Below are 24,184 nucleotides of genomic sequence, written 5' to 3'. Positions count from 1 at the left end.
CAAAGGTATAAAATCAGGGTGAATCGCACGAAGACTAAGAGATATCGTGCGCAAAGGTACAAAATTAGTGTGTAACGCACGAAGACTCTCGAACATTATGCAACAAAAATTAAAAGCAGGGACGCTGATGTCCCTGCTTTTTATATAGTTCATTATTTTGTTTCTTTAACATATTGATCATTAATTGTATGAATAGTTAAGCCTACGATATTCTTGTTGTGTTTCGCGAATGGTAAGCTTGCTAAGTAACCTACAATAAATGCGATAAAGAAACCGATTACGGATACTGTAAATGGTGTGATATCTGTTTTTCCTATAAAGTAAGAAACGATTGCTGCGACGATTAGTCCGATGATAACACCATAAGTATTGGCTTTTTTAGTAAATATACCTACTGCAAACACGCCGGCGATTGGTACACCGAATAGTCCTGTTACAAGTAAGAATAAATCCCATGTTTCGTTTGTTTTTTGATTAATTAAGTATAATGATGCCAATGTACCAAAGACACCTGCTAGAATAATGATGATTCTTGCTAATAGTACATCATTTTTAGCGTTATTTGTTTTAGAAAATCTTTGTTTTAAATCGACAACTACACAGGCTGAAATTGAGTTCAAGCTTGAAGAAATTGTTGATTGTGCTGCAGCAAATATAGCAGCGATTAATAATCCGCCAACAAATGGTGGAATTTGTGTAAGTATGAAATAAGGTACGATAGCTGATGTGTTAAATCCTTCTGGTAAAGATGTTACATTATTATAGAAGGAATACAACACAGTTCCCATTCCATAGAAGATAGGGATTGTAATAAATGCTAATAACCCGTTAGTCCATAATGATTTGTTTGTTGATGATATTGAACCAGTTGTTTGATAACGTTGAACGATATCTTGGCTGGCAGTGTATTGGTGTAAGTTATTAAAGATAGAACCAATAAATATAATTGGAATTGCAGCAGCAGCTGTTCCGAATTTCCAGTTGTCCACTGAGACAAATTTCTTATCTTGCACAGCTTCATTTAAGACTGTACCGAAGTTTCCATCAATTTGGAAAGCACCTAAGAAAATAACGGCAACAGCACCACCTAATAAGATAATACCTTGAATAACGTCGCTCCAAATAACCCCTTCTATACCACCCATAAACGTATAGATAACACATAATAATCCAACTAATGCTGCGATTAAATATGGGTTAATATCTGAAACGGAAGTGATTGCTAATGTTGGTAAATAAATAACAATCGCAACACGTCCAATATGGAATAATGTGAATGCTAGAGATCCAATAACACGCATTGTGATACCGAATCTTTCTTCCAAATATTCATAAGCTGTTGTTACATCAAGATTTCTGAAGAATGGAATATAGAAATAAATCAATAATGGAATGATCGCGATAATGGCGATATTTCCAGCTGCATAAGACCAGTCTGTATTAAATGCTCTTTCTGGTGTTCCCATATAAGTAATCGCACTTAAAGTTGTAGCATAGATTGAGAATCCAACTGCCCATGCAGGGACTCTACCTTTTGCTCTGAAGAACGCGTCTGTATCTTGCCCAGCTCTTTTTGTAAAATATACACCTACTAATAATGTTGCAATTAAATATAAAATTAATGCAATCCAGTTTCCTGTACCAAATCCTACTTCATTCATAATATGGCATCCCCTTTGTACATCAAATAATTATAAATTGTATTTAGAAACAAGTTCTTTAACTTTTTTGAGTGATGCTTCATCTAATGGCGCGAGTGGTCGTTTAGTTGTACCAGCCTCAATGCCATTTTCATTTAGAACAGCTTTCAAAGTAGGGTAAATACCTAAAGCCAATACTTGCTCAATAATATCGTTTGTTTCATGTTGAATTTCATACGCTTGTTCAATTTTGCCTTCTTTAGCTAAATTAAATATTTGTCTAGCACGTTGTCCATTGATGTTATAAGTTGAACCGATTGCACCGTCTACACCTGAAACAGCTGCTTGAATAAGCATTTCATCAAAGCCAGAAAGTATTAATTTGTCTGGGAACGCTTTTCTAATTCTTTCTAATAAGTAGAAGTCAGCTGCAGTATATTTAATACCGATAATTTTTTCATTTTCGAAAAGTTCTTCAAATTGTTGTATAGATAAGTTAACACCAGTTAATGCTGGAATTGAATAAATGATCATTTCATTTCCAGTAGCTTCAATGATGGCATTGTAGTAATACTTGATCTCTTCGAATTTGAATGGGTAATAAAATGGTGTTACAGCTGATAATGCATCATAACCTAATTCTGTAGCAAATTTACCTAATTCGATTGATTCGTTTAAATCTAATGCACCAACTTGTGCGATTAATTTAGCGTCTGATCCTACTTCGTCTTTAACAATTTCAAAGACTTTCTTCTTCTGATCAGTATTCATTAAGAAATTTTCACCTGAACTACCATTTACATATAAACCATCTACTTGTTGTTTATCGATATTTTGGCGAATGATTTGTCTTAAACCTGATTCTAAAATATTGCCTTTCTCGTCAAATGGCACTAGTAATGCAGAATATAATCCTTTCATTAAAAAAACTCCCTTATATTTATTAATTGATAATATTGTCAGACCAATTTATAATCATATTGTAAGCGAATACATATTCTTCTGTCAATCGTTTTATTATTTGATACATCACTTATGATAAAATAAATAATTAAGAGGAGGTAGGTAAAATGATGAAACGAACATCACTCGTTGATGTAGCTGTTGAAAAATTAAAAGAATATATAGCAGAACATCAATTTGATAATGGAGATAAACTACCTTCAGAGAAAATGCTTGTCGAACAATTAGGGGTGAGTCGCACAGTTGTGAGAGAAGCGATTAGTCGTTTACAACAAAGTGGTCTCATTCAAGTTAAATCAGGAAGTGGCATGTTTATAACAGAGAAGAATAAACATTTATCAATGCTTTTTGAGTCGCATATGAAAGTACATGGTTTTAAAATTAAAGAATTACTTGAAGTGCGTAAAATATTAGAACTCGGTGCGATACGTCTTTTAATAGAAAATAAAATCGTGATCGATGCGAATAAACTAAGAGATTTGAATGATATTTATTATGAGTCTTTTAACAAATCTCAAAAATTTGCACATTATGATTCAGCTTTTCATGAAACGATTATTATCTTTACTGAAAATCAAACATTAATCACGATGAGTAAAGTTATTAAAGAGTATTTCGATAAGAACCAGTTTAATCAAATCGTTGATAAAGAAGACATAGAAAAATCTTACAAAGAACATGCTGATTTAATAGAAGCAATTGAGAAACAAAATTTAACTTTAGCACATGACATTATTAATAAACATCTGTCTAGAGTCGTTGAGTGGATAGAAGAATTGGAGCAAAAATGATGGGTAAATTAGATAAGATTGAAGTCCAAAGTTTGAAGTCGCAAGTATTACAAGAAATTAAACAATATATTTTGGATAATGGCATGACAGAAGGGGATCGCTTACCGACAGAGCGTGCTTTTACTGAAATGTATGGCGTGAGTCGTTCAGTTGTAAGAGAAGCTTTGAGTTATCTGGAACATACAGGTGTGATCGAGACAGTTCAAGGAAGAGGAACGGTTATCAAAGCACCGGATATCTCTAGTTTAGTTGAAGGATTTCTATTTAGTTTCCAAGTCGCAAATGGTTCGAAAAATGATTTACTGTCATTGAGAATTATTTTTGAATGTGCAGCTATTGAAGAAATCGTTAAATTAGATAAGGATATCACTGAATTAAAAGCAATTGTAAATGAAGATGTTATCAATCATTATGAGAATGATAAAGCATTTCATCAAACTTTACTAAGCGCTACAGGCAATGTATTATTCGAACAATTAAGCTCTGTTATTCAGTCATACTTCTATCATATTGAAGAAGAAGGGAAAGAAATTAATTATATTCAAACGAATGAAATGCATAGGAAAATTATCGAAGCAATTGCCAATAAAGATGTTCAATTAGCTAAAGAACTTATGACGACACATTTGTCTATTTAGGAGGATATTATGAAAATTGCAATTGATATAGGTGGCACATTTATTAAAGCTGGTGCAATTGATAACCACCACACAATACATAGTTATCAAAAAATTGAAACACCACATAATAAAGATGGGGGTATAGTTGAAGCGGTTAAAGAGATCGTGGAATCATATACAAAAGAATTTAACTTAAATAAACCTGAAGTTGGTATTTCTACTGCAGGTGTCGTTGATTCACATAAAGGTGAAATTACATATGCTGGTCCGACGATACCATATTATAATGGTACAAATTTTAAACAATCATTAGCAGATATAGCTAGTAATGTAGCAGTTAATAACGATGTATCATGCGCGTTACTTGGTGAATTGTTAACATTTGATAGAGAAGTTAAATCGATATTTTTAATGACGATTGGTACGGGTATTGGTGGCGCATATTATGAAAATCAATTATTAGAAGGTGAAAAGTATAGAGCATGCGAAATAGGCTATTTATTATATGACAAAGAAACGAATACAACATATGAGGATAGGGGTTCAACAACCGCTTTAAAAAGATTAATCAGTGCCAATTATAAAGAAGATGTGCAAGTCGAGAAGTTGTTTGATTTAGCGTATCAAAATGATGAAAAAGCTCAAGACATCCTTAATCAATGGGCTAAGCATGTAGCAGAAGGTATTGCGCAAGTACAAATCATGTTTGATCCAGAAATTATACTTATTGGAGGAGGGATTTCTCAACAAGAAGTAAGACTATTATCATTGATAGAACCATTTATCGATGATTATTTACCAACTGATTATGGTCATGCCAAAATTGAAGTCACTTCAAAGGGAAATGATTCAGCTTTATATGGTGCGATTTCTAGTTTATAAAATAATTGTTAACTTGTAATTTACATTGGTTAACAATGTGGTATAATATCGTTATCTTATATTAGGAGTGAAAAATTTGAAAACTAAAGATATCGTTATTATAGCAATGTTTACTGCTTTTATTTCAGTATTAGCATTTATACCACCAATTCCATTACCATTTATGCCGGTACCAATCGTTCTACAAAATATAGGTATTATATTAGCGGGATGTTTATTAGGATATAAAAGAGGTACATTAAGTGTTATCATCTTCTTATTACTTGTTGCAACAGGACTGCCATTATTATCAGGTGGTAGAGGCGGACTAGGTGTATTCTTTGGACCATCTGCTGGTTATTTATTTGGCTACCCAGTTGTTGCATTTCTAATTGGATTCTTTATAGATAGAAAGTGGAAAGAGATCTCGTTTACATATGCGTTAACAATTAATATTGTGATTGGAGTTCTATTACTCAATTTAATTGGCGGATTTGTGATGGGTGAGTTTATGAATATTTCAATCGCTAAAAGATACATATTAGCAGCAACGTTTTTACCAGGTGATATTGTTAAAGCAATATTAGCAACTATGTTATTATTTAGCTTGAAGAATGTACCCGAAATAAAACGATTAAGAAATACTTAATGAGGTGAATAACGATGGTTTCATTTAAAGATATAGAAACAGATGGAAAGGTTTTGACTGAAACAAATAGATATATACATTATCAAACATTGGATAAACGTATTCAGTATGATTCTAACAAAATTGTATATAAAGAAATGCCAGACTTAGATACGTTTAAAGCAGATGAAGCAATGTTGAAAGAAATCCATCAAAAAAATAATCAGCCTTTTCTTAAATTTGTCTTTCCTGAAAATGAAACAATCGATATTGAATTAAGAGAATATTTGAAATTACAAGGTTATGAAACAGGTTGGTTAGAATTATATATCAATGCTGAGAAGAACTTTGAAAGTGATGACAATCAAGAGGTTGAAGTTGTTCTAACGAATGAGGATAACATTGTTGATTTCTTGAACGTATCATATGAACAAGATGAAGCATATGGCAAAGACTATGCAGATCTTAAAGTTGAATTAAATAAAGAACAATTACATAGTGATAATCCGATTCAAGTATTATCTTATTATAAAGGTAAGCCTGCAGGTATGTTGCTTATATGGATGAATGAGAAATATGTAGAATTAGATAGCTTTGGTGTTCGAGAAATATATAGAAGGTTAGGTATAGGAACGAAAATGCAAGCCTTCGTAGCAGAAATCGCTAAAGATAAACCGATTATTCTAGTAGCAGATGGTGAAGATACAGCTAAAGATATGTATAAAAGACAAGGTTATATTTATAGTGGATTTCAATTTGAAACGTTAAAAGAATACAAATAAAAACAGGTGAGACAGCAAATGATGTCTCAACCTGTTTATTTATTGTTAGGATTCATTTTGTATTCTATAAGTGTGGCTATATACATTAAAGCTGCCATCTCTTATAAATCCAACTGCCGTTATATTTAAATCATGTGCTAATCCAATTGCTAAGTTAGTTGGTGCTGATTTAGACAAGATGATGCCGACACCAATTTTAGATGCTTTGATTAATATTTCCGAGGAAATTCTTCCACTAAAAATGAGTACTTTATTTCTGATTGGAATGTCATGTTCTATACAATAACCATATAATTTATCTAATGCGTTATGTCTACCAATATCAGATCGATGCAAATAAAAGTCATCTCCATCACTTATTGCAGCATTATGCAAACCACCTGTTTCTTTGAAAATCTTACTTTCTTCATGTAGTTTATCCATCATAGTTATAATTTGTTGAGGTGTAATGTTTATTTTAGATTGTGACACTTTAGCTGTTACGGCATCGTTATTAAAATAGAAAGCTCTACTTTTACCACAACACGACGAAATCATGCGTTGTGTATTTTTTTTGAAATTGATATCAATTTCTTTTGTGAGCTCTACATGAGCAAAACCTTTAGAATCATCTATTGAAATAGATTTAATTTCAGATTTCTTCTTAATAACTCCTTCAGATGCAATAAAGCCGAGCACGAGTTCTTCTAAATGTTTAGGTGAACAAACGATTGTTGCAAATTCTTCTCCATTTATAATAATCGTAATAGGAAATTCTGTTGCGTAGCTATCCGTTGTCTCTATAAATTGATCATTTTGGTATTTTAATATTGGAAGATTGTAAGTCATATTTTGCTTCATAATGATTCCCCATTTAAATAATTGTTTAATAGGTTTATTTTACTTTGTAACCTATGAATAATAAAGTGAAAGCACTTTCAAAATATATTGTGATTTCATATAATAAATGTAAGTGAAATCATGGAGGGTTAAATATGGGTAAGACAAAACATCAAGGTCCTATGAAGAAAGATTTAAAGCCAGCACCAGAATTTTGGGTGAGTCCAATACCTTTTGGACTAGGAAAAGTAAAGCCTAAACATATAAGAGATACAATGAAAATTGTTTGGGATAATAAAGATAATTTAAATTACGCTAAAAATATTATCACTAAAGGTGTCTGTGATGGATGTGCATTAGGTGTATCTGGATTAAGTGATCAAACTTTAACCGGTCCTCACATGTGTACAACACGATTTAATGTTTTAAGATTGAATACAATGCCAGAAATTAAACCAGAAATTTTGCATCAAGATATAGATGAATTGAGAAAATATAATAGCACAGAATTAAGGCAATTAGGTCGTATTCCTTATCCAATGATGAGACGAAAAGGTGATCGTAAGTTTATCCGTATTTCTTGGGAAGAAGCGATGCAAACAATAGCTGAAAAAATGAAATCATTGAATCCAAGAAATTATGCATTTTATTTAACTTCAAGAGGGATTACGAATGAATCATATTATGTTGCAGGTAAGGTCGCGAGATATTTAGGTGCTAACAATATCGATAATGCTTCTAGAATATGTCATTCACCTAGTAAAACAGCGATGAAACGTTCAGTAGGCGTTGGAGCTTCAACAGCGAATTACCAAGACTGGATAGGTACAGACGTGTTACTGTTTTGGGGAAGTGTAGCATCTAATGCTTCACCTGTTTCAACTAAATATATGCTTGAAGCAAAGAAAAAAGGAACAAAAATCATCGTTATCAATCCATATAAGGAACCAGCAATGGATAAATATTGGATTCCATCTGTGGCAGAATCAGCATTATTTGGTACAAATGTCGCAGACGAATTCTATCAAGTCAATATTGGTGGTGACATTGCATTTATGCACGGCATTATGAAACACTGGTTTGAAATGGAAGAACAGGCATACGGTTCTGCAATTAACCATAAGTTTGTTGAGGAACATGTTACGAACTATGAAGAACTTAAAGAAACAGTCGAGAAGCAGTCGTGGGAAGACATTGAACAATCAAGTGGTATTTCTAAAGATCAAATTTATAAATTAGCGCTTGAACTTGCCAATGCCCAAAATGCTGTATTTGCCTGGGCACTAGGATTAACGATGCATGAGTTTGCGACGGATAATATATCTCAAGTATGTAATTTAGCTTTATTAAGAGGTTTCTTAGGTAGAAAGCACAGTGGTCTAATGCCGTTCAGGGGACATTCTAGTGTGCAAGGTACTGGAGAAATGGGCTGTGATCCATTTGTATTGCCAGGCGGTGCATTTGATGGAGAAAATAAAAAGCGTATTGAGAAGTTATGGGGATTTGATATTGCGGATTGGCAAGGTGATACTGTCGGTGTAACGTTGGAAAATATTATGTTACCAGATGATCATGAGCGTAAAATTAAATGTTATTACATGTCCGGTGGGAATTTCTTAGAAACAATGCCTGACCCAACATTTATACAAAAAGCTTTAGAAAACTTAGAACTTAGAGTACATCAAGATATTATATTAAATACATCTACTTTAGTTGATGCGAAAGAAACCGTTATTGTATTACCTTCGAAGACACGTTATGAGCAAGATGGTGGCGGTACGTCTACTTCAACAGAACGCATGGTTTACTACTCACCAGTAATTGAAGGGAATCAAAATAGAATAAAAGAAGCAAGATCAGAATGGCAAATATATATTGATTTAGCTAAACGTGTTAAACCTGAACAAGCACATTTAATTGATTTTAAAGATGGTCAAGCTATTAGAGAAGAGATTGCAAAAGCAAATCCAGATTATGATGGTATCCAACATTTAAGAAATCAAGGAGACGTCTTCCAGTGGGGGGGCGCTTGGTTATGTGAAGATGGGATTTGTCCAACTGAAGATGGTAAAGGTCATTTAATTAGCGTAGATATTCCAGACTTAAACAGACAACCTGATGATTTCATGTTAACGACTAGAAGAGGTAAACAATTTAACTCAATGGTATATGGTGATTATGAATCCTTTAACCATGGTGGAAGATATGATGTATTAATGAATAAAGAAGATGCTGATAGATTAAGCATCGCTGAAGGGGAAGGTGTTGTATTGCATAATGGTTTCGGCGTATTTCAAGGTGTCGCAAAATATGTAGATATCTTAAAAGGAAACATTGAAGTCTACTTCCCTGAAGGCAACTATTTATTACCTAGAGGTAGATACGAGAAATACGCTAAGATTCCAGATTATAACATTACAGTCAAAGTAGAAAAAGCGGACAGATTTAACGCCAAAAAAGATAGAGACTATTATGAAAAACCGATTAAAGATTTAGAAGAAATACCGATGCAATAATAGATAGGGAGTATCCTCAAATAAATAAGGATATTCCCTATCATTACATATTTCACTATACTTTAAGAATAATTTGTGAAAAAATGTATAAGAGTCTTACAATAGTATAGATAAAGGTGTAAATTAAGTTTGTACATATCTAAAAAGGAAGGAAAGAAGTCATGAAAAGATTTTTAACATTAGTCTTTGCTTTGTTACTTGTATTAGCTGGTTGTAGCACAGAATCTAACCAAGATAAAGCTAAAAAAGAAACTGAAAGCAAGACGTTAACAGTATCAGCAGCAGCAAGTTTGACAGATGTTTCTAAAGCTCTAGAAAAAGAATTTAAAAAGAAGCATCCGAATACCAATATTAAATTCAATTATGGTGGTTCAGGTAGTTTACGTAAACAAGTAGAAGCTGGTGCAGATGTAGACGTATTAATGTCTGCAAACACTTCTGATGTTGATAAATTACAAGATAGTAAAAAAGTTAAAGAAGTTTATGATTACGCTAAAAATAAATTAATTATCATTAAATACGAAAACTCTAGCATCAAAAATATTAAAGATGTTAGTGCGCCTAACAAAGTCGCAATTGGTGAAGAAAAAAGTGTACCAGCAGGTCGCTACGCTGTAGAGTATTTGAAAAAAGAAGATCTATATAACGGCATGACAAGTACATTTGTTTTCGCAAAAGATGTTAAACAAGTATTAAACTATGTTCAAAAAGAAAATGCAGAAGCAGGATTTGTATACGCAACAGATATGTATAAAGGTAAAGATAAAAAAGTCGATAACGTCGTTAAATTAGCAGATGCACCTTTAGATCATCCAATTACTTATAGAGCTGGTCTTGTTACTGACAAGAAAGAAGCTAAAGAATGGTTTGAATTCTTAAAATCAAAAGAAGCAAAAGAAATTCTTAAAGAATATCACTTTGAAGGATAGGAGATAACGCTATGCCAGACTTAACACCACTATGGATATCAATTAAAGTAACAATTATCAGTACAATCATTGTTTGTATCCTAGGTATTATTCTGGCAAAGCTGATGCTCAATTATAAAGGTAAATTAAAGCCTGTAATCGAAAGCATCATTATGCTTCCAATTGTATTACCACCGACAGTTATGGGTTTTATACTCCTTATTGTATTTGGTAAAAATAAATTTTTTGGACAATTTTTATCTGATGTATTGCATATCAATGTGATTTTTACGTGGGTAGGTGCGGTGATTGCAGCGATTATTGTAAGTTTACCGCTTATGTACCAACATGTAATGAATGGATTTCAATCTATTAATCCAAAGATGCTAAACTCAGCAAGAACGATGGGCGCTAGTGAAGGGAAAATTTTTAGAACGATTATTTTACCGTTATCAAAACAATCCATTTTCTCTGGTGTAGTAATGAGTTTTGCTAGAGGGTTAGGAGAATTTGGTGCAACGCTCATGATTGCTGGCTATATTCCTGGTTTAACGAACACATTGCCATTAGAAATTTATTTCTTAGTGCAAGCTGGTGAGGAATACAAAGCATGGTTATGGGTTATTGTACTTATCGCATTTGCAGTTTGTGTGATTAGCTCACTTAATATATTAAATCAAAAGAATCATAAATGGGAGTAGATATGGATGATTGATATATCAATTAAAAAGTTAATCAAAGACAGAACGATATCATTAAATATCCAATCTGATACTCCGAAAATTTATGCGATAGTTGGACGATCAGGTATAGGTAAATCTACATTATTGAACATTATTGCAGGACTTACAGAAGCGGAAACTTGCAGAATAGAAATTAATCAAAAAGTGCTCAGTGATCAAAAGCATGTGATTAAAGTGCAAGATAGAAATATTGGCTATCTGTTTCAAGATTATCAACTTTTTCCACATAAGATAGTTCATGAAAATATTCATTATATGATTGAGCCTAATAAAGAGACAGAGCAATTGATTAAACATTTACGTATAGAAAATTGTTTAAATCAATATCCATCTACTTTATCTGGTGGAGAGTCACAAAGAGTTGCATTATGTAGAGTATTAAGTGTCAAACCTAACTTATTACTATTAGATGAACCATTTTCAAGTTTAGATGATGAAACAAAAGACGAAGGTATGGCATTAGTAAAGTCCATTTTCAAGACTTGGCAAATACCGATCATACTTGTGTCCCATTCTAAAAAAGAAGTTCAAATTTTAGCAGATGAAGTTATCGAAATTAATTAACAGTTAATTGTAAGGTGAAAATAAATAATATGTCCGAAGCCTCAAACAAAGATCAACACTTTGTTTGAGGCTTTTTTGCGCAAATAAAGGAATGTAGGGAATTCGTCATGTTGTATAGGTAATCCCCTAATACATAAACATTGTGAAAAAAATTACAATTGATATAGATAATTAAGGGCAAATAATAGGAGGTTCTAACTATGTCTAAGTTAGGTTTGAAATTCTTTAAGCCAACCGAAAAATTTAATGGAAATTGGTCTATCTTAGAAGAAAAAAGTAGAGAATGGGAGAAAATGTACAGAGAAAGATGGAGTCACGATAAAGTTGTCAGAACGACTCATGGTGTAAACTGTACAGGCTCTTGTTCATGGAAAGTGTTCGTGAAAAATGGTGTGATTACATGGGAAAATCAACAAATTGATTATCCTTCTTGTGGACCTGATATGCCTGAATTTGAACCTAGAGGATGTCCGCGTGGTGCTTCTTTTTCATGGTATGAATATAGTCCATTACGTGTGAAATTCCCTTACGTTAGAGGTAAGTTGTGGAAACTTTGGAAAGCTGCTTTAAGTGAATACGGAGATCCTGTTGTCGCTTGGGCATCCATTGTTGAAGATGAACAGAAAGCTGAAATTTATAAAAGTGCACGCGGTAAAGGTGGACATGTTCGCGTAAATTGGAGAGATGTTACACAACTCATCACAGCACAAATTATATATACTGTGAAAAAATATGGTCCAGACAGAATTGCTGGATTTACACCTATACCGGCTATGTCCATGATTAGCTATGCTTCAGGTGCGCGTTTTATATCGTTATTAGGTGGGGAAATGCTTAGTTTTTATGATTGGTATGCTGACTTACCACCTGCTTCACCACAAATATGGGGTGAACAAACGGATGTACCTGAATCAAGTGATTGGTATAACGCCGGTTATATTATTATGTGGGGATCGAATGTACCATTAACGCGTACACCAGATGCGCATTTTATGACTGAAGTAAGATATAAAGGTACTAAAGTTGTGTCTGTCGCACCAGACTATGCTGAAAATGTAAAATTTGCTGATAACTGGTTAGCACCAAATCCTGGTACAGATGCAGCATTAGCGCAAGCTATGACACATGTCATTCTTCAAGAATATTATGAAGATAAACAAGAAGAAATGTTTATCAACTATGCAAAACAATACACTGATATGCCTTTTATCATACAACTTGATAAACATGGAGAAGGTTATAAAGCAGGTCGTTTCTTAAGATCAAGTGATTTAGGTATGGAAACAGAACATGCAGAATGGAAACCAGTAGTTTACGACCAAAATAGTGAACAACTTGTCATACCTAATGGAACGATGGGACAAAGATATGAAGAAGGCGTTAAATGGAACTTAAATTTAGTAGGTGAAGATGGAAAAGAAATAGATCCAGCTCTATCTTTTAAAGACCATGATTCTAAAGTGATCACAATTCAATTTCCGTATTTTGATAATGATGGAAATGGTATTTTCGAAAGACCTATTATCGTTAAAGAAATCGAAAATAAGGACGGAGAAACAATTTATATCGCGACAATATACGACTTAATGACAAGTCAATATGGCGTAAGAAGATTAAATCATCCACTTGAAGCATCAAGTTATGAAGATGAAAATTCTATGTATTCACCTAAATGGCAAGAAAAAGTAACAGGTGTTAAATCTTCAATAGTGACGCAAGTGGCAAGAGAATTTGCGCAAAATGCAGTTGATACAAATGGTCGCTCAATGATTATTATGGGGGCAGGTATCAATCACTGGTTTAACTCTGATACAATTTATCGCTCTATATTAAACCTTGTTATATTATGCGGATGCCAAGGTGTAAATGGTGGCGGATGGGCGCATTACGTTGGTCAAGAAAAATGTCGTCCGATAGAAGGTTGGTCAACGATTGCTTTTGCGAAGGATTGGCAAGGACCACCTAGACTTCAAAATGCAACAAGTTGGTTCTACTTTGCAACGGATCAGTGGAAATATGAAGAGTCTGGTGTTGATAAATTACAGTCACCATTATCAAATGAATTGAAACATCAACATCCAGCTGATTATAACGTATTAGCTGCACGATTAGGATGGCTACCATCATATCCTCAATTTGATTGTAATAGCTTATTGTTTGGAGAAGAAGCGAAAGATGCAGGGGATGACTCAAATGAAGCGATTCTTCAAAGGGCAATTGAATCAGTAAAATCTAAAAAGACTAAATTTGCTATAGAAGACCCAGATGCAAAGAAAAATCATCCAAAAACATTGTTTGTATGGCGTTCAAATTTAATCTCTAGTTCAGCAAAAGGACAAGAGTACTTTATGAAACATTTATTAGGTACTAAATCAGGTCTATTAGCAAATCCTAATGAAACAGATAAACCAGAAGAGATTGTTTGGCGAGAAGAAACAACCGGCAAATTAGATTTATTAGTTGCGCTAGATTTTAGAATGACAGCAACACCGTTGTATGCAGATGTCGTATTACCGGCAGCAACATGGTATGAAAAACATGATATATCTTCTACTGATATGCATCCATTCATACATCCGTTTAACCCTGCAGTTGACCCATTATGGGAATCAAAATCAGACTGGGATATTTATAAAACGTTAGCAAAATCTGTTTCTGATTTAGCGAAGACACATATGAAAGGCACATTTAAAGATGTTGTGACAACCCCTTTAGCGCATGATTCTAAACAAGAAATTTCAACACCTTACGGAATTGTTAAAGATTGGTCTAAAGGTGAAATTGAAGCAATACCTGGTAAAACGATGCCTGGTTTCGCAGTTGTAGAAAGAGATTATACAGCTATATACGATAAATATATATCAGTTGGACCGTTGTTAGAAAAAGGTAAAGTCGGTGCTCATGGTGTAAGTTTCTCAGTTAAAGAGCAATACGATGAATTAAAGATTATGTTAGATACGTGGGAAGATGACACTGTTAAAAATGGCCTTCCTAGAATGGATACAGCACGAAAAGTAGCAGATGTTATATTGAATGTTTCATCAGCTTCAAATGGTAAAGTATCACAAAAATCTTACGATGACTTAGAAGAACAAACGGGGATGACATTGAAAGATATTTCTAGTGAACGTGCATCAGAAAAAATAACGTTCCAAAATATAACAGCACAACCGAGAGAAGTTATACCGACAGCAGTATTCCCTGGTTCAAATAAATTAGGCAGAAGATATTCGCCATTTACGACAAATATCGAACGTCTTGTCCCTTTTAGAACGTTAACAGGTAGACAAAGTTATTATATTGATCATGAAGTATTCTTACAGTTTGGCGAGAACTTACCAATCTATAAACCAACATTACCGCCAATGGTATTCGGTACTAAAGATAAAAACATAAAAGGTGGCGTAGATACATTAGTATTACGATATTTAACGCCTCATGGTAAGTGGAATATTCACTCAACTTACCAAGATAATTTGCATATGTTGACGTTATTTAGAGGTGGTCCAACTGTTTGGATTGCGAAAGAAGATGCAATGGCGAACGACATTCAAGATAATGATTGGTTAGAAGTATATAACAGAAATGGTGTTGTTACAGCTAGAGCAGTTGTATCGCATAGAATGCCTAGAGGTACGATGTTTATGTATCATGCACAAGATAAACATATTGAGACACCTGGATCAGAAATTACAGATACTCGTGGTGGTTCACATAATGCACCTACACGTATTCACTTGAAACCTACGCAATTAGTAGGCGGTTATGCACAAATAAGTTATGGCTTTAATTACTATGGGCCAATTGGAAACCAAAGAGATGTATATGTTGCGATAAGAAAAATGAAGGAGGTAGATTGGCTTGAAGATTAAAGCGCAAGTAGCTATGGTTATGAATTTAGATAAATGTATAGGATGCCATACATGTAGTGTCACATGTAAAAGTACATGGACAAATAGACCGGGCGCTGAATATATATGGTTTAATAATGTTGAAACAAAACCTGGTATCGGTTATCCGAAACGTTGGGAAGACCAAGAAACTTATAAAGGTGGTTGGGTACTCAACAAAAAAGGAAAATTAGAATTAAAGTCAGGTAGTAAACTATCTAAAATTGCATTGGGTAAAATTTTCTATAATCCTGATATGCCAGAAATGAAAGATTATTATGAACCGTGGACATATAATTATAAACATTTAACAACAGCTAAAGAAGGAAACCATTCTCCAGTAGCAAAAGCAGAATCTGTTATTTCAGGTAGAAAATTAGATATTAAATGGGGACCAAACTGGGAAGATGATTTAGCTGGTGCTCATGTTACAGGACCTACTGATCCTAACATTCAAAAAATCGAAGAAGAAATTAAATTTAACTTCGACCAAACATTTATGATGTATTTACCAAGACTGTGTGAACATTGCTTAAACCCAAGTTGTGTTGCATCATGTCCATCTGGTGCAATGTATAAAAGAGATGAAGATGGTATTGTACTTGTCGATCAAGATGCATGTCGTGGTTGGAGATATTGTATGACAGGTTGCCCGTATAAGAAAGTGTATTTCAACTGGAAAACGAACAAAGCAGAAAAATGTACATTCTGTTTCCCTCGAGTTGAAGCCGGGTTACCAACAGTATGTTCTGAGACTTGTACAGGTCGTATGAGATATTTAGGTGTATTACTCTATGATGCTGACAAAGTTCAAGAAGCAGCTTCTGCAGAAAACGAAAAAGACTTATATCAAAAGCAACTTGATCTATTTTTAGATCCATTTGATGAAGATATTATTCAACAAGCTGAAAAAGATGGTATTTCACAAGATTGGATTGAAGCTGCACAAAATTCACCAGTATATAAACTGGCAATAGAATATAAATTAGCATTTCCTTTACACCCTGAATATCGAACATTGCCAATGGTATGGTATTGCCCACCATTAAGTCCGATTATGAATTACTTTGAAGGTAAAGATTCTATTAGAAATCCAGATATGATTTTCCCAGCTATCGAAGAAATGAGATTACCCGTTCAATATTTAGCGAATATGTTAACAGCTGGTGATACGAAGACGGTTAAAGAAGCATTGCAAAAAATGGCCATGATGCGTAGTTATATGAGAGCTAAATCAAGTGGTAAAGATTTTGATATTTCAAGACTTGAACGTGTAGGACTCACTGAAAGACAAACGAAATCGATGTATAGATTACTCGCGATTGCTAAACATGAAGATCGTTTTGTTGTACCGACATCACATAAAGAAGGTTATATGGATACTTATAGAGCACAAGGTAGCCAAGGTTATGGTGGCGAAATGTTTGGCTCAAATTGTGATGGTTGTGGTGTTCAAGGATTATCAGAACAAAAATCCGGACAAGAAATATACAATGAGAACTTCTATGGAGGGATTTTCCGTGATTAATTTAGATGCATTATATCAACTTAAAGAAAGCTTTGGTTTCTTTAGTAACCAGTTAACTTATCCAGAAAAGCTAGACTTTCATCCTAAAGCATTTGATAAAGCTTTCGATACCAATCATCCTGCCTATCACGAAATTAAACAATACTGGGAAAATATGCATGATATTTCTTTAGATGATATTCAAGAAGTATATACAAGAACATTTGATTTTGAAAAAAAGACGACGTTATATATGACGTACAATAAACTAACAGAACAAAAAGAACGAGGTCAAATGCTTGCAAGATTAAAAGTACTTTATGAAATGTTCGGGCTAGAAATGCCTCAAAATGAACTATCAGATTTTTTACCACTTATGCTTGAATTCTTATATGCTGCTGAGTGGAGAGGCGACAGTCGTGCACAAGAAAGTTTAACGCTTGTTGTGATGGTCATTGAAGATGGAACATATGAATTGCTTCAAGCATTAGGTAAACAAAACAGTCCGTACTTTCATTTGATTAAAGCAATTAGAGAAACGTTAAAATCATGTGTAGTAGAGCAAGAGAAGGTGATCAACGGTGATTAATCAATTTATATGGGTTATCTATCCTTATTTATGTATCGCTATTTTTATTATTGGTCATTTATTTAGATTTAAATATGATCAATTTTCATGGACAGCAAAGTCTAGTGAGTTTATTGAGAAGAAACAATTGATGTGGGGAAGTATTTTATTTCACTTAGGTATTATTCCAGTTATATTCGGACATGTAGTTGGTTTAGGTGTACCTGCAGAATGGCTAAGTAGTGTCGGCGTTAATGATCATTTATATCATATCGGCGCAGTTTATATTGGGAGTATTTTCGGTATTGTGACATTAATCGGTATGGTCCTCTTAACAGCTAGAAGAATCACGAAACAAAATGTAAGAAGGTTAAGTTCAGCATCGGATATTATTGTAAATATATTATTGTTAGTTATCGTGTTGATGGGTTGTATCTCGACGTTATGGACGAACGCGACAACACCAGACTTTGATTATAGACAAACAATTTCTGTTTGGTTTAGAGGCTTGTTAATCTTTAAACCGGATGTTGCTTTAATGAATGACGTCCCTTTAACATTTAAGGTACATATTATTTTAGGATTCTTAATCACAAGTTTATGGCCATTTACGAGATTGGTACATGTTTGGAGTGTTCCACTTAATTACTTTAGTAGAAGTTACATTATTTACAGAAAACATAAAACGAATTAAACTATAAGTAAAAGCGAGGTGTTTAAAATGTCTAATGATTTTGATTTTCAGGAACAGTTGGATCTTATTCGTAGTACTTATGGTGTTGATTTTGTCGGATTAGCAATGACTTCTGAAAACGCTGCTCACTTTCATATAAAATGGCAGTATGTATCTGGAAATTTAAATCATAGATATCAAAACATCGTATTAAGAAGCGGAAGAGGAATAGCAGGAATTGTTATCAAAAGTGGGAAACCTGTTAAAATTCATGATTTGAAAGAAAGTCCCTATCATGATCACCCCTTTAACTATCCGATCGTACAAAGTGAACAATTAACATCATTGCTTGCGATTCCATTATGGAAAAAATACCGAGTTTGTGGTGTACTCTTGCTCGGACAACGTGATGAAAAACGATTTCCTGAAATAGATATGAATGATTTTAATCGCTTTGGACCATTTTATGGAAAGGACATGATGAATGTATGAGTTCAGAAGATGCTTCAATATTGATGGATATATTAAAACAATACTATGAAAAAACGAGCGAAATGATTGTGTTTTTAAATAGTAAAGGACAGGTTATTAATATGAATGAAGCTGCCCGAAAAGTAATCTCTGAAGACAATCAATCATCATTGACACATGCCATTTGTAGTAGATGTGAAGGTTATTCAAATGAATATGCCTTACAATCATGTAGAGACTGCTTTTTAGAGTCTTCAAAGATTGGCAACACAAGCTTTCAAGTGTTTATGCAGACGAATAGCGGGACTGTTGAACCTTTTACAGCGACTTATCAAACGATTAGTCAAGAAGACGATGTTAAAGTGTATACATTACAAAATGTATCACCACAAATTGAAAGACAACAGAAATTACATCAGCAAACGATGATCCAAAAAACAATATCCGCACAAGAAAACGAGCGTAAAAGAATTTCTAGAGAATTACACGATGGTGTTGTTCAAGAATTGCTTAATGTCAGTGTTGAACTTAGATTATTGAAATATCAGAATGATATTGACGAATTGAAGCAACAATCTCAACATATTGAAACGTTAATGTCTCGATTAATCGATGATATTAGAAACTTATCTTTAGAACTAAGACCTTCATCATTAGATGATCTTGGATTAGACGCAGCATTCAAGTCATATTTTAAACAGCTTGAGAAAAATTTCGGTTTCCATGTTCACTATCATTATGATTCGTCTATTAAACGTTTTAATACGGAAATAGAAACGGTCGTATATAGAATTGTACAAGAAGCAGTGTTTAATGCATTAAAGTATGCTAATGTGGATAGTGTTGATGTACATATGTCTTGTGATGGAAATGAAATAGAAGTTGAAATTGCTGACCAAGGGAATGGATTTGTATTAGGTAGTCAGCCAAAAGGTTCAGGACTAGGTATATATGGTATGAAAGAACGAGCTGAAATCGTTGGCGGTAAAATCAATATCGAAAGTAAACTTAAAAAAGGTACAAATATTAAATTGAATGTACCAATAGCATAAATGGTGGGTGGTATATATGAACATCGTAATAGCAGATGATCATGCAGTGGTGAGAACAGGCTTTTCAATGATTTTAAATTATCAAGAAGACATGGAAGTTGTTGCGACAGCTGCAGATGGTATAGAAGCATATCAAATGGTTGCAAAATATTCACCAGATGTATTGATCATGGATTTAAGTATGCCACCTGGTGAATCGGGATTAATCGCAACTGGTAAAATATCAGATGACTTTAAGCAAACTAAAATATTAATATTAACAATGTATGATGATGAAGAATATTTATTTCATGTACTAAGAAGTGGTGCTAAAGGATATATCTTGAAAAATGCACCAGATGAAGAATTAATACATGCTGTAAGAACGATATATAGAGGTGATATGTATATTGATTCTAAAGTTACAAGTTCTCTTGTAAATGAACTTTTTAATCATCAAGATAACAGTGATCAAAGTACTTCTGATCCATTTAAAATATTATCTCAAAGAGAACTAGAAATCTTACCTTTAATTGCAAAGGGCTATGGTAATAAAGAAATCGCGGAGAAATTATTTGTTTCTGTCAAAACGATTGAAGCACATAAAGCGAGAATTATGGATAAACTTGGTTTAAAATCGCGCCCAGAATTAGTTGAATATGCTATGAAGAAAAAATTATTGGACTTCTAAAATGAAATTGACCTGATAAATTTTTGGCTCAAAAGCCTCAATTTATCAGGTCTTTTTATGTTTTTTTAGTGTATTGAATTTATAAATGAATATAGGGATTTTCCATGTTTCAATAAGGGGATATCCTTATGTGCACTTTTTCACAAATGACCTACAATAATATTGGAAAGATTATACATAAAGATTAATTTCGAAGGGTGAAAAACATGAGAAATAACTTAGGAAAAGTTCAACTACCACTCCAAACCTTTAGTTTAATGGCAGGATTTATGGTTTGGAGTATACTCGCACCTTTAATGCCTTATATTACACAAGATATAAGTGTTGAAGAAGGTCAGAAAGCTATTATTTTAGCAATCCCCGTTATTTTAGGATCAATATTAAGAATACCGATTGGCTATTATACGAACTTGTTAGGTTCTAGATTGGTATTTTTAGTGAGTTTTATTATTTTATTGTTTCCAGTATTTTATTTAAGTCAAGCACATTCAACTACAGGATTGATGGTTGCAGGATTCTTTATTGGTCTTGGTGGTGCAATCTTTTCAGTAGGTGTTACATCTATTCCTAAATATTTTCCAAAAGAAAAACATGGTTTTGCGAATGGTATTTATGGAATGGGTAATTTAGGGACAGCCGTATCATCATTTTTAGCGCCTCCAATAGCAGGCATTATCGGATGGCAACATACTGTTCAACTTTATTTAATCGTATTACTTATCTTCGCAGTATTAATGTTTATCTTTGGAGATAAGGAAGAACATAAAGTCAAAATTCCAATGATTTCACAAACGAAACAAGTTATCAATAACTATAAACTTTACTATTTTAGTTTCTGGTATTTTATTACGTTTGGTGCATTTGTTGCATTTGGTTTGTTCTTGCCAAACTTTTTAGTGAGTCATTTTGAAATTGATAAAGTAGATGCTGGTATTAGAACAGGTATCTTTATTGCAATCGCAACATTACTTAGACCAATAGGTGGTATGTTAGGAGATAAATTTAATGCTTTAAACGTATTGAAAGTATTTTTTATCGGTTTAATAGCAGGTGCAATCGTACTTTCAATATCACATCATCTCATCTTGTTTACAATTGGATGTTTGACGGTAAGTGTTTGTGCAGGTATTGGTAATGGACTTGTATTTAAACTTGTACCAACATACTTCACAAAAGAAGCGGGTGTTGTAAACGGAATTGTATCTATGATGGGTGGACTCGGAGGCTTTTTCCCACCATTAATTATAACGTTAGTAACGAGTTTGACTGGTTCAAATCATTTAGCATTCTTTATGCTTGCTATATTTGGTGTGATTGCACTTATCACAATGATGCATATGACTAAAATAGAAAGAAAGTATCTATAGTTGTTTGTCTTTAAAAATTAAGAAGGCTGGGACAATGTATTGTCTCAGCCTTACAATTAATTGAGGATAAAAGCGTTTAACTTTATAATAGAGTTAAAGAGATTCGTGAAAGGTTGATATAAATGAACGAACGTTATTCTCGTCAAATTTTATTCGATAAAATTGGAGAACAAGGTCAAGAAAGAATTGAACAAGCGAGTGTCACAATTGTAGGCATGGGTGCACTTGGTACGCATGTTGCTGAACAGTTGACTAGGTCGGGGATACAGAGACTCAATATTATTGATCGAGATTATGTTGAATCGTCAAACTTACAAAGACAAACATTATTTATAGAGAATGATATTAAAGAAATGCTACCTAAAGTTGTAGCTGCAGAAAGACATTTAATGAAAATTCGTGAAGATATTACAATAAAATCTTATATTGCGCAATGTGATGCAAAGTTATTACATGAAGTAGCGCGTTATTCAAACATTATTATTGATGCGACAGATAATTTTAATACGAGACAAATTATTAATGATTTTGCGTACAAGATGAATATTCCGTGGATATATGGCGCATGCTTAGAATCTACTTATGTTCAAGCGACTTTTGTGCCTAAAGAAACACCTTGCTTGAACTGTGTATTACCACAATTGCCAGTGATTAACCGAACTTGTGACACAGTAGGCGTGATAAATCCAGCAGTAACAATGGCAGCAAGTTTACAAGTTGCAGATGCACTTAAAATATTGGCTGGTTATTCATTTACACCTAAAATTACGTACGGTGACGTTTGGTTCGGTGAACATCAATCATTTGGATTTGAACAAATGAAACAAGACTATTGTGAGACTTGTGGAGCAGAACCAACTTATTCAAAATTATCAAATTCAGACAAACAACTAACTGAATTATGTGGTCGTCATACTGTTCAATATATAAACGAGAAGCTTAATCGACCAGCTATTGAAAAGTTTGTTGCTCAAAATGGATTATTGCATCGTTCTAATGCGTATATGATTCAGTATTTATACGATGACCATCGTGTCGTAGCATTTAATAATGGTAGGTTATTAATTCATGATTTGGATTCTGTAGAAGAAGGCAGACAGTTTGTTGAGAATATGTTTGGATAGGAGTTAAATCGATGAGTGTAGTTAATAGAATAGATCGTCTTATAAATGTGGCAGTTTTAACCGTAAGTGATACGAGAAAGAAAGAAACAGATAAAGGTGGACAACTTGTTCAACAATATTTGAAAGATCTCAATGTTGAAATTAAAGAAGGCCATTACCAAATTGTTAAAGATGATGTCACTGAAATTCAAACACAAGTAAATGAGTGGCTTAATAATGATGTTGACGCCATTATTACAACTGGCGGTACAGGTATTAGTCAAAGAGATGTTACGATCGAGGCGATTAAGCCTTTACTAGATAAAGAAATTGAAGGATTCGGTGAGATATTTAGATATTTAAGTTATACAGAAGATGTAGGTACGAGAGCGATACTTTCTAGAGCAATTGCAGGTACAGTAGGGCATCAAGTTATTATTTCAATACCGGGTTCTACAGGTGCAGTTAAATTAGCAATGGAAAAGCTCATAACTAAAGAATTGAATCATTTAGTACATGAGCTTAATAAATAACTATTGGCGTTTGAAGTCGCCATTTTTGCCACCAGTCTTATAAGATAAATATGTTTCACCAATAACCATGCCTTTATCAACGGCTTTACACATATCATATATTGTTAAAGCTGTAACACTTGCAGCAGTTAAAGCTTCCATTTCTACACCCGTTTGACCTTTCGTCTTAACGGTTGCTGAAATGTTGATTGTGTATGGTTGATCTTTATCCCATTCGTAAGAGATATCGATGCCTGTTAATTGAAGTGGGTGACACATAGGTATCAATTGGCTTGTATTCTTAGCAGCCATAATGCCTGCAATTTGTGCTGTGCCAAGTACATCGCCTTTTTTATTTGTTGCATTTTTTATTTGATCATAGATTGTTTGATTTACTTTAATACTTGAGTTTGCAATTGCGATACGTGTGCTTGTTTCTTTATCTGAGACATCGACCATTTTTGCATGGCCTTGCTCGTTAAAATGTGTAAATTCAGACAAAATCATCATCCTTTCTAAAGATATTATAACATGTA

23 protein-coding genes are annotated in these 24,184 nt (G+C 33.5%); 19 read left to right on the top strand and 4 right to left on the bottom strand.

Annotation, left to right across the window (positions count from 1 at the left end; translation table 11 throughout):
• Positions 1-152: 152 nt before the first annotated feature.
• Together LQ675_RS09065 and LQ675_RS09060 are read right to left on the bottom strand one after the other, a co-directional pair.
• Positions 153-1,661 carry a sodium:solute symporter family protein gene (locus LQ675_RS09065; RefSeq protein ID WP_239727508.1) on the bottom strand — a complete coding sequence of 503 codons (1,509 nt, stop codon included), beginning with the start codon at positions 1,659-1,661 and terminating at the stop codon, positions 153-155.
• Between the two features lie 30 nt (positions 1,662-1,691).
• Positions 1,692-2,561 carry an N-acetylneuraminate lyase gene (locus tag LQ675_RS09060; RefSeq protein ID WP_048541140.1) on the bottom strand — a complete coding sequence of 290 codons (870 nt, stop codon included), beginning with the start codon at positions 2,559-2,561 and terminating at the stop codon, positions 1,692-1,694.
• A 149-nt stretch (positions 2,562-2,710) separates the two neighbouring features.
• On the opposite strand from LQ675_RS09060, the gene LQ675_RS09055 reads away from it, so the two are divergent.
• The 5 genes from LQ675_RS09055 (at position 2,711) to LQ675_RS09035 (ending at position 6,285) form a co-directional block, all read left to right on the top strand.
• Entirely contained in the window at positions 2,711-3,394 is a 684-nt protein-coding gene (locus tag LQ675_RS09055; protein ID WP_048541137.1) for a FadR/GntR family transcriptional regulator, read from the top strand.
• Positions 3,394-4,032 (top strand): FadR/GntR family transcriptional regulator, encoded by a 639-nt coding sequence (locus tag LQ675_RS09050; protein WP_107611049.1) that lies wholly within the window; start codon positions 3,394-3,396, stop codon positions 4,030-4,032. The genes LQ675_RS09055 and LQ675_RS09050 overlap by 1 nt, the downstream gene beginning before the upstream one ends.
• A 6-nt stretch (positions 4,033-4,038) precedes the next feature.
• Complete coding sequence (locus LQ675_RS09045) at positions 4,039-4,896, top strand: ROK family protein (protein WP_239372316.1); 858 nt, start codon at positions 4,039-4,041, stop codon at positions 4,894-4,896.
• A gap of 76 nt (positions 4,897-4,972) precedes the next feature.
• Positions 4,973-5,524 carry a biotin transporter BioY gene (locus LQ675_RS09040; protein ID WP_048541132.1) on the top strand — a complete coding sequence of 184 codons (552 nt, stop codon included), beginning with the start codon at positions 4,973-4,975 and terminating at the stop codon, positions 5,522-5,524.
• A gap of 14 nt (positions 5,525-5,538) precedes the next feature.
• Positions 5,539-6,285 (top strand): GNAT family N-acetyltransferase, encoded by a 747-nt coding sequence (locus tag LQ675_RS09035; RefSeq protein WP_048541130.1) that lies wholly within the window; start codon positions 5,539-5,541, stop codon positions 6,283-6,285.
• Positions 6,286-6,330: 45 nt separating this feature from the next.
• Here LQ675_RS09035 and fdhD read toward each other — a convergent pair whose 3' ends face one another.
• On the bottom strand, positions 6,331-7,125 hold the full coding sequence (gene fdhD / locus LQ675_RS09030; RefSeq protein ID WP_048541128.1) for a formate dehydrogenase accessory sulfurtransferase FdhD: 795 nt from the start codon (positions 7,123-7,125) through the stop codon (positions 6,331-6,333).
• 134 nt (positions 7,126-7,259) lie between these two features.
• Here fdhD and LQ675_RS09025 point away from each other — a divergent pair, with 134 nt between their 5' ends.
• The 14 genes from LQ675_RS09025 to LQ675_RS08960 all read left to right on the top strand — a co-directional run bounded on the left by LQ675_RS09025 (position 7,260) and on the right by LQ675_RS08960 (position 23,669).
• Positions 7,260-9,620: an FdhF/YdeP family oxidoreductase gene (locus LQ675_RS09025; protein ID WP_075578156.1), complete on the top strand. Its 2,361-nt coding sequence runs from the start codon at positions 7,260-7,262 to the stop codon at positions 9,618-9,620.
• A 161-nt stretch (positions 9,621-9,781) separates the two neighbouring features.
• On the top strand, positions 9,782-10,549 hold the full coding sequence (gene modA / locus LQ675_RS09020) for a molybdate ABC transporter substrate-binding protein (protein WP_037589049.1): 768 nt from the start codon (positions 9,782-9,784) through the stop codon (positions 10,547-10,549).
• A gap of 11 nt (positions 10,550-10,560) precedes the next feature.
• A complete protein-coding gene (gene modB, locus LQ675_RS09015; RefSeq protein ID WP_048541125.1) occupies positions 10,561-11,229 on the top strand; it encodes a molybdate ABC transporter permease subunit in 669 nt (222 codons plus the stop codon).
• A 6-nt stretch (positions 11,230-11,235) separates the two neighbouring features.
• Positions 11,236-11,835 carry an ATP-binding cassette domain-containing protein gene (locus LQ675_RS09010; RefSeq protein ID WP_048541123.1) on the top strand — a complete coding sequence of 200 codons (600 nt, stop codon included), beginning with the start codon at positions 11,236-11,238 and terminating at the stop codon, positions 11,833-11,835.
• Positions 11,836-12,035: 200 nt separating this feature from the next.
• Entirely contained in the window at positions 12,036-15,707 is a 3,672-nt protein-coding gene (locus LQ675_RS09005; RefSeq protein ID WP_239727505.1) for a nitrate reductase subunit alpha, read from the top strand.
• Positions 15,697-17,253, top strand: a complete 1,557-nt coding sequence (gene narH / locus LQ675_RS09000) for a nitrate reductase subunit beta (protein WP_058612384.1) — start codon at positions 15,697-15,699, stop codon at positions 17,251-17,253. The genes LQ675_RS09005 and narH overlap by 11 nt, the downstream gene beginning before the upstream one ends.
• Positions 17,246-17,821 carry a nitrate reductase molybdenum cofactor assembly chaperone gene (gene narJ / locus LQ675_RS08995; RefSeq protein ID WP_048541117.1) on the top strand — a complete coding sequence of 192 codons (576 nt, stop codon included), beginning with the start codon at positions 17,246-17,248 and terminating at the stop codon, positions 17,819-17,821. Before narH ends, narJ begins: the two co-directional genes overlap by 8 nt.
• Complete coding sequence (gene narI, locus LQ675_RS08990) at positions 17,814-18,494, top strand: respiratory nitrate reductase subunit gamma (RefSeq protein ID WP_075578151.1); 681 nt, start codon at positions 17,814-17,816, stop codon at positions 18,492-18,494. The genes narJ and narI overlap by 8 nt, the downstream gene beginning before the upstream one ends.
• 27 nt (positions 18,495-18,521) lie before the next feature.
• Entirely contained in the window at positions 18,522-18,965 is a 444-nt protein-coding gene (gene nreA, locus LQ675_RS08985) for a nitrate respiration regulation accessory nitrate sensor NreA (RefSeq protein WP_075578150.1), read from the top strand.
• The gene (locus LQ675_RS08980; RefSeq protein ID WP_048541111.1) at positions 18,962-19,996 is read left to right on the top strand and encodes a sensor histidine kinase; all 1,035 of its coding nucleotides are present in this window, start codon (positions 18,962-18,964) and stop codon (positions 19,994-19,996) included. Before nreA ends, LQ675_RS08980 begins: the two co-directional genes overlap by 4 nt.
• 16 nt (positions 19,997-20,012) lie before the next feature.
• Entirely contained in the window at positions 20,013-20,666 is a 654-nt protein-coding gene (nreC, locus tag LQ675_RS08975; protein ID WP_075578149.1) for a nitrate respiration regulation response regulator NreC, read from the top strand.
• 206 nt (positions 20,667-20,872) lie between these two features.
• On the top strand, positions 20,873-22,033 hold the full coding sequence (locus tag LQ675_RS08970) for a nitrate/nitrite transporter (protein WP_058591163.1): 1,161 nt from the start codon (positions 20,873-20,875) through the stop codon (positions 22,031-22,033).
• A gap of 122 nt (positions 22,034-22,155) precedes the next feature.
• A complete protein-coding gene (locus tag LQ675_RS08965) occupies positions 22,156-23,157 on the top strand; it encodes a ThiF family adenylyltransferase (RefSeq protein ID WP_048541106.1) in 1,002 nt (333 codons plus the stop codon).
• A gap of 11 nt (positions 23,158-23,168) precedes the next feature.
• A complete protein-coding gene (locus LQ675_RS08960; protein WP_048541105.1) occupies positions 23,169-23,669 on the top strand; it encodes a MogA/MoaB family molybdenum cofactor biosynthesis protein in 501 nt (166 codons plus the stop codon).
• Here LQ675_RS08960 and moaC read toward each other — a convergent pair whose 3' ends face one another.
• Entirely contained in the window at positions 23,670-24,149 is a 480-nt protein-coding gene (gene moaC, locus LQ675_RS08955) for a cyclic pyranopterin monophosphate synthase MoaC (RefSeq protein WP_048541103.1), read from the bottom strand.
• Positions 24,150-24,184: the final 35 nt, after the last annotated feature.

Source organism: Mammaliicoccus sp. D-M19, assembly GCF_022386695.1.
GTDB lineage: Bacteria > Bacillota > Bacilli > Staphylococcales > Staphylococcaceae > Mammaliicoccus > Mammaliicoccus sciuri.
This window is presented reverse-complemented; position numbering and strand designations above follow the sequence as displayed.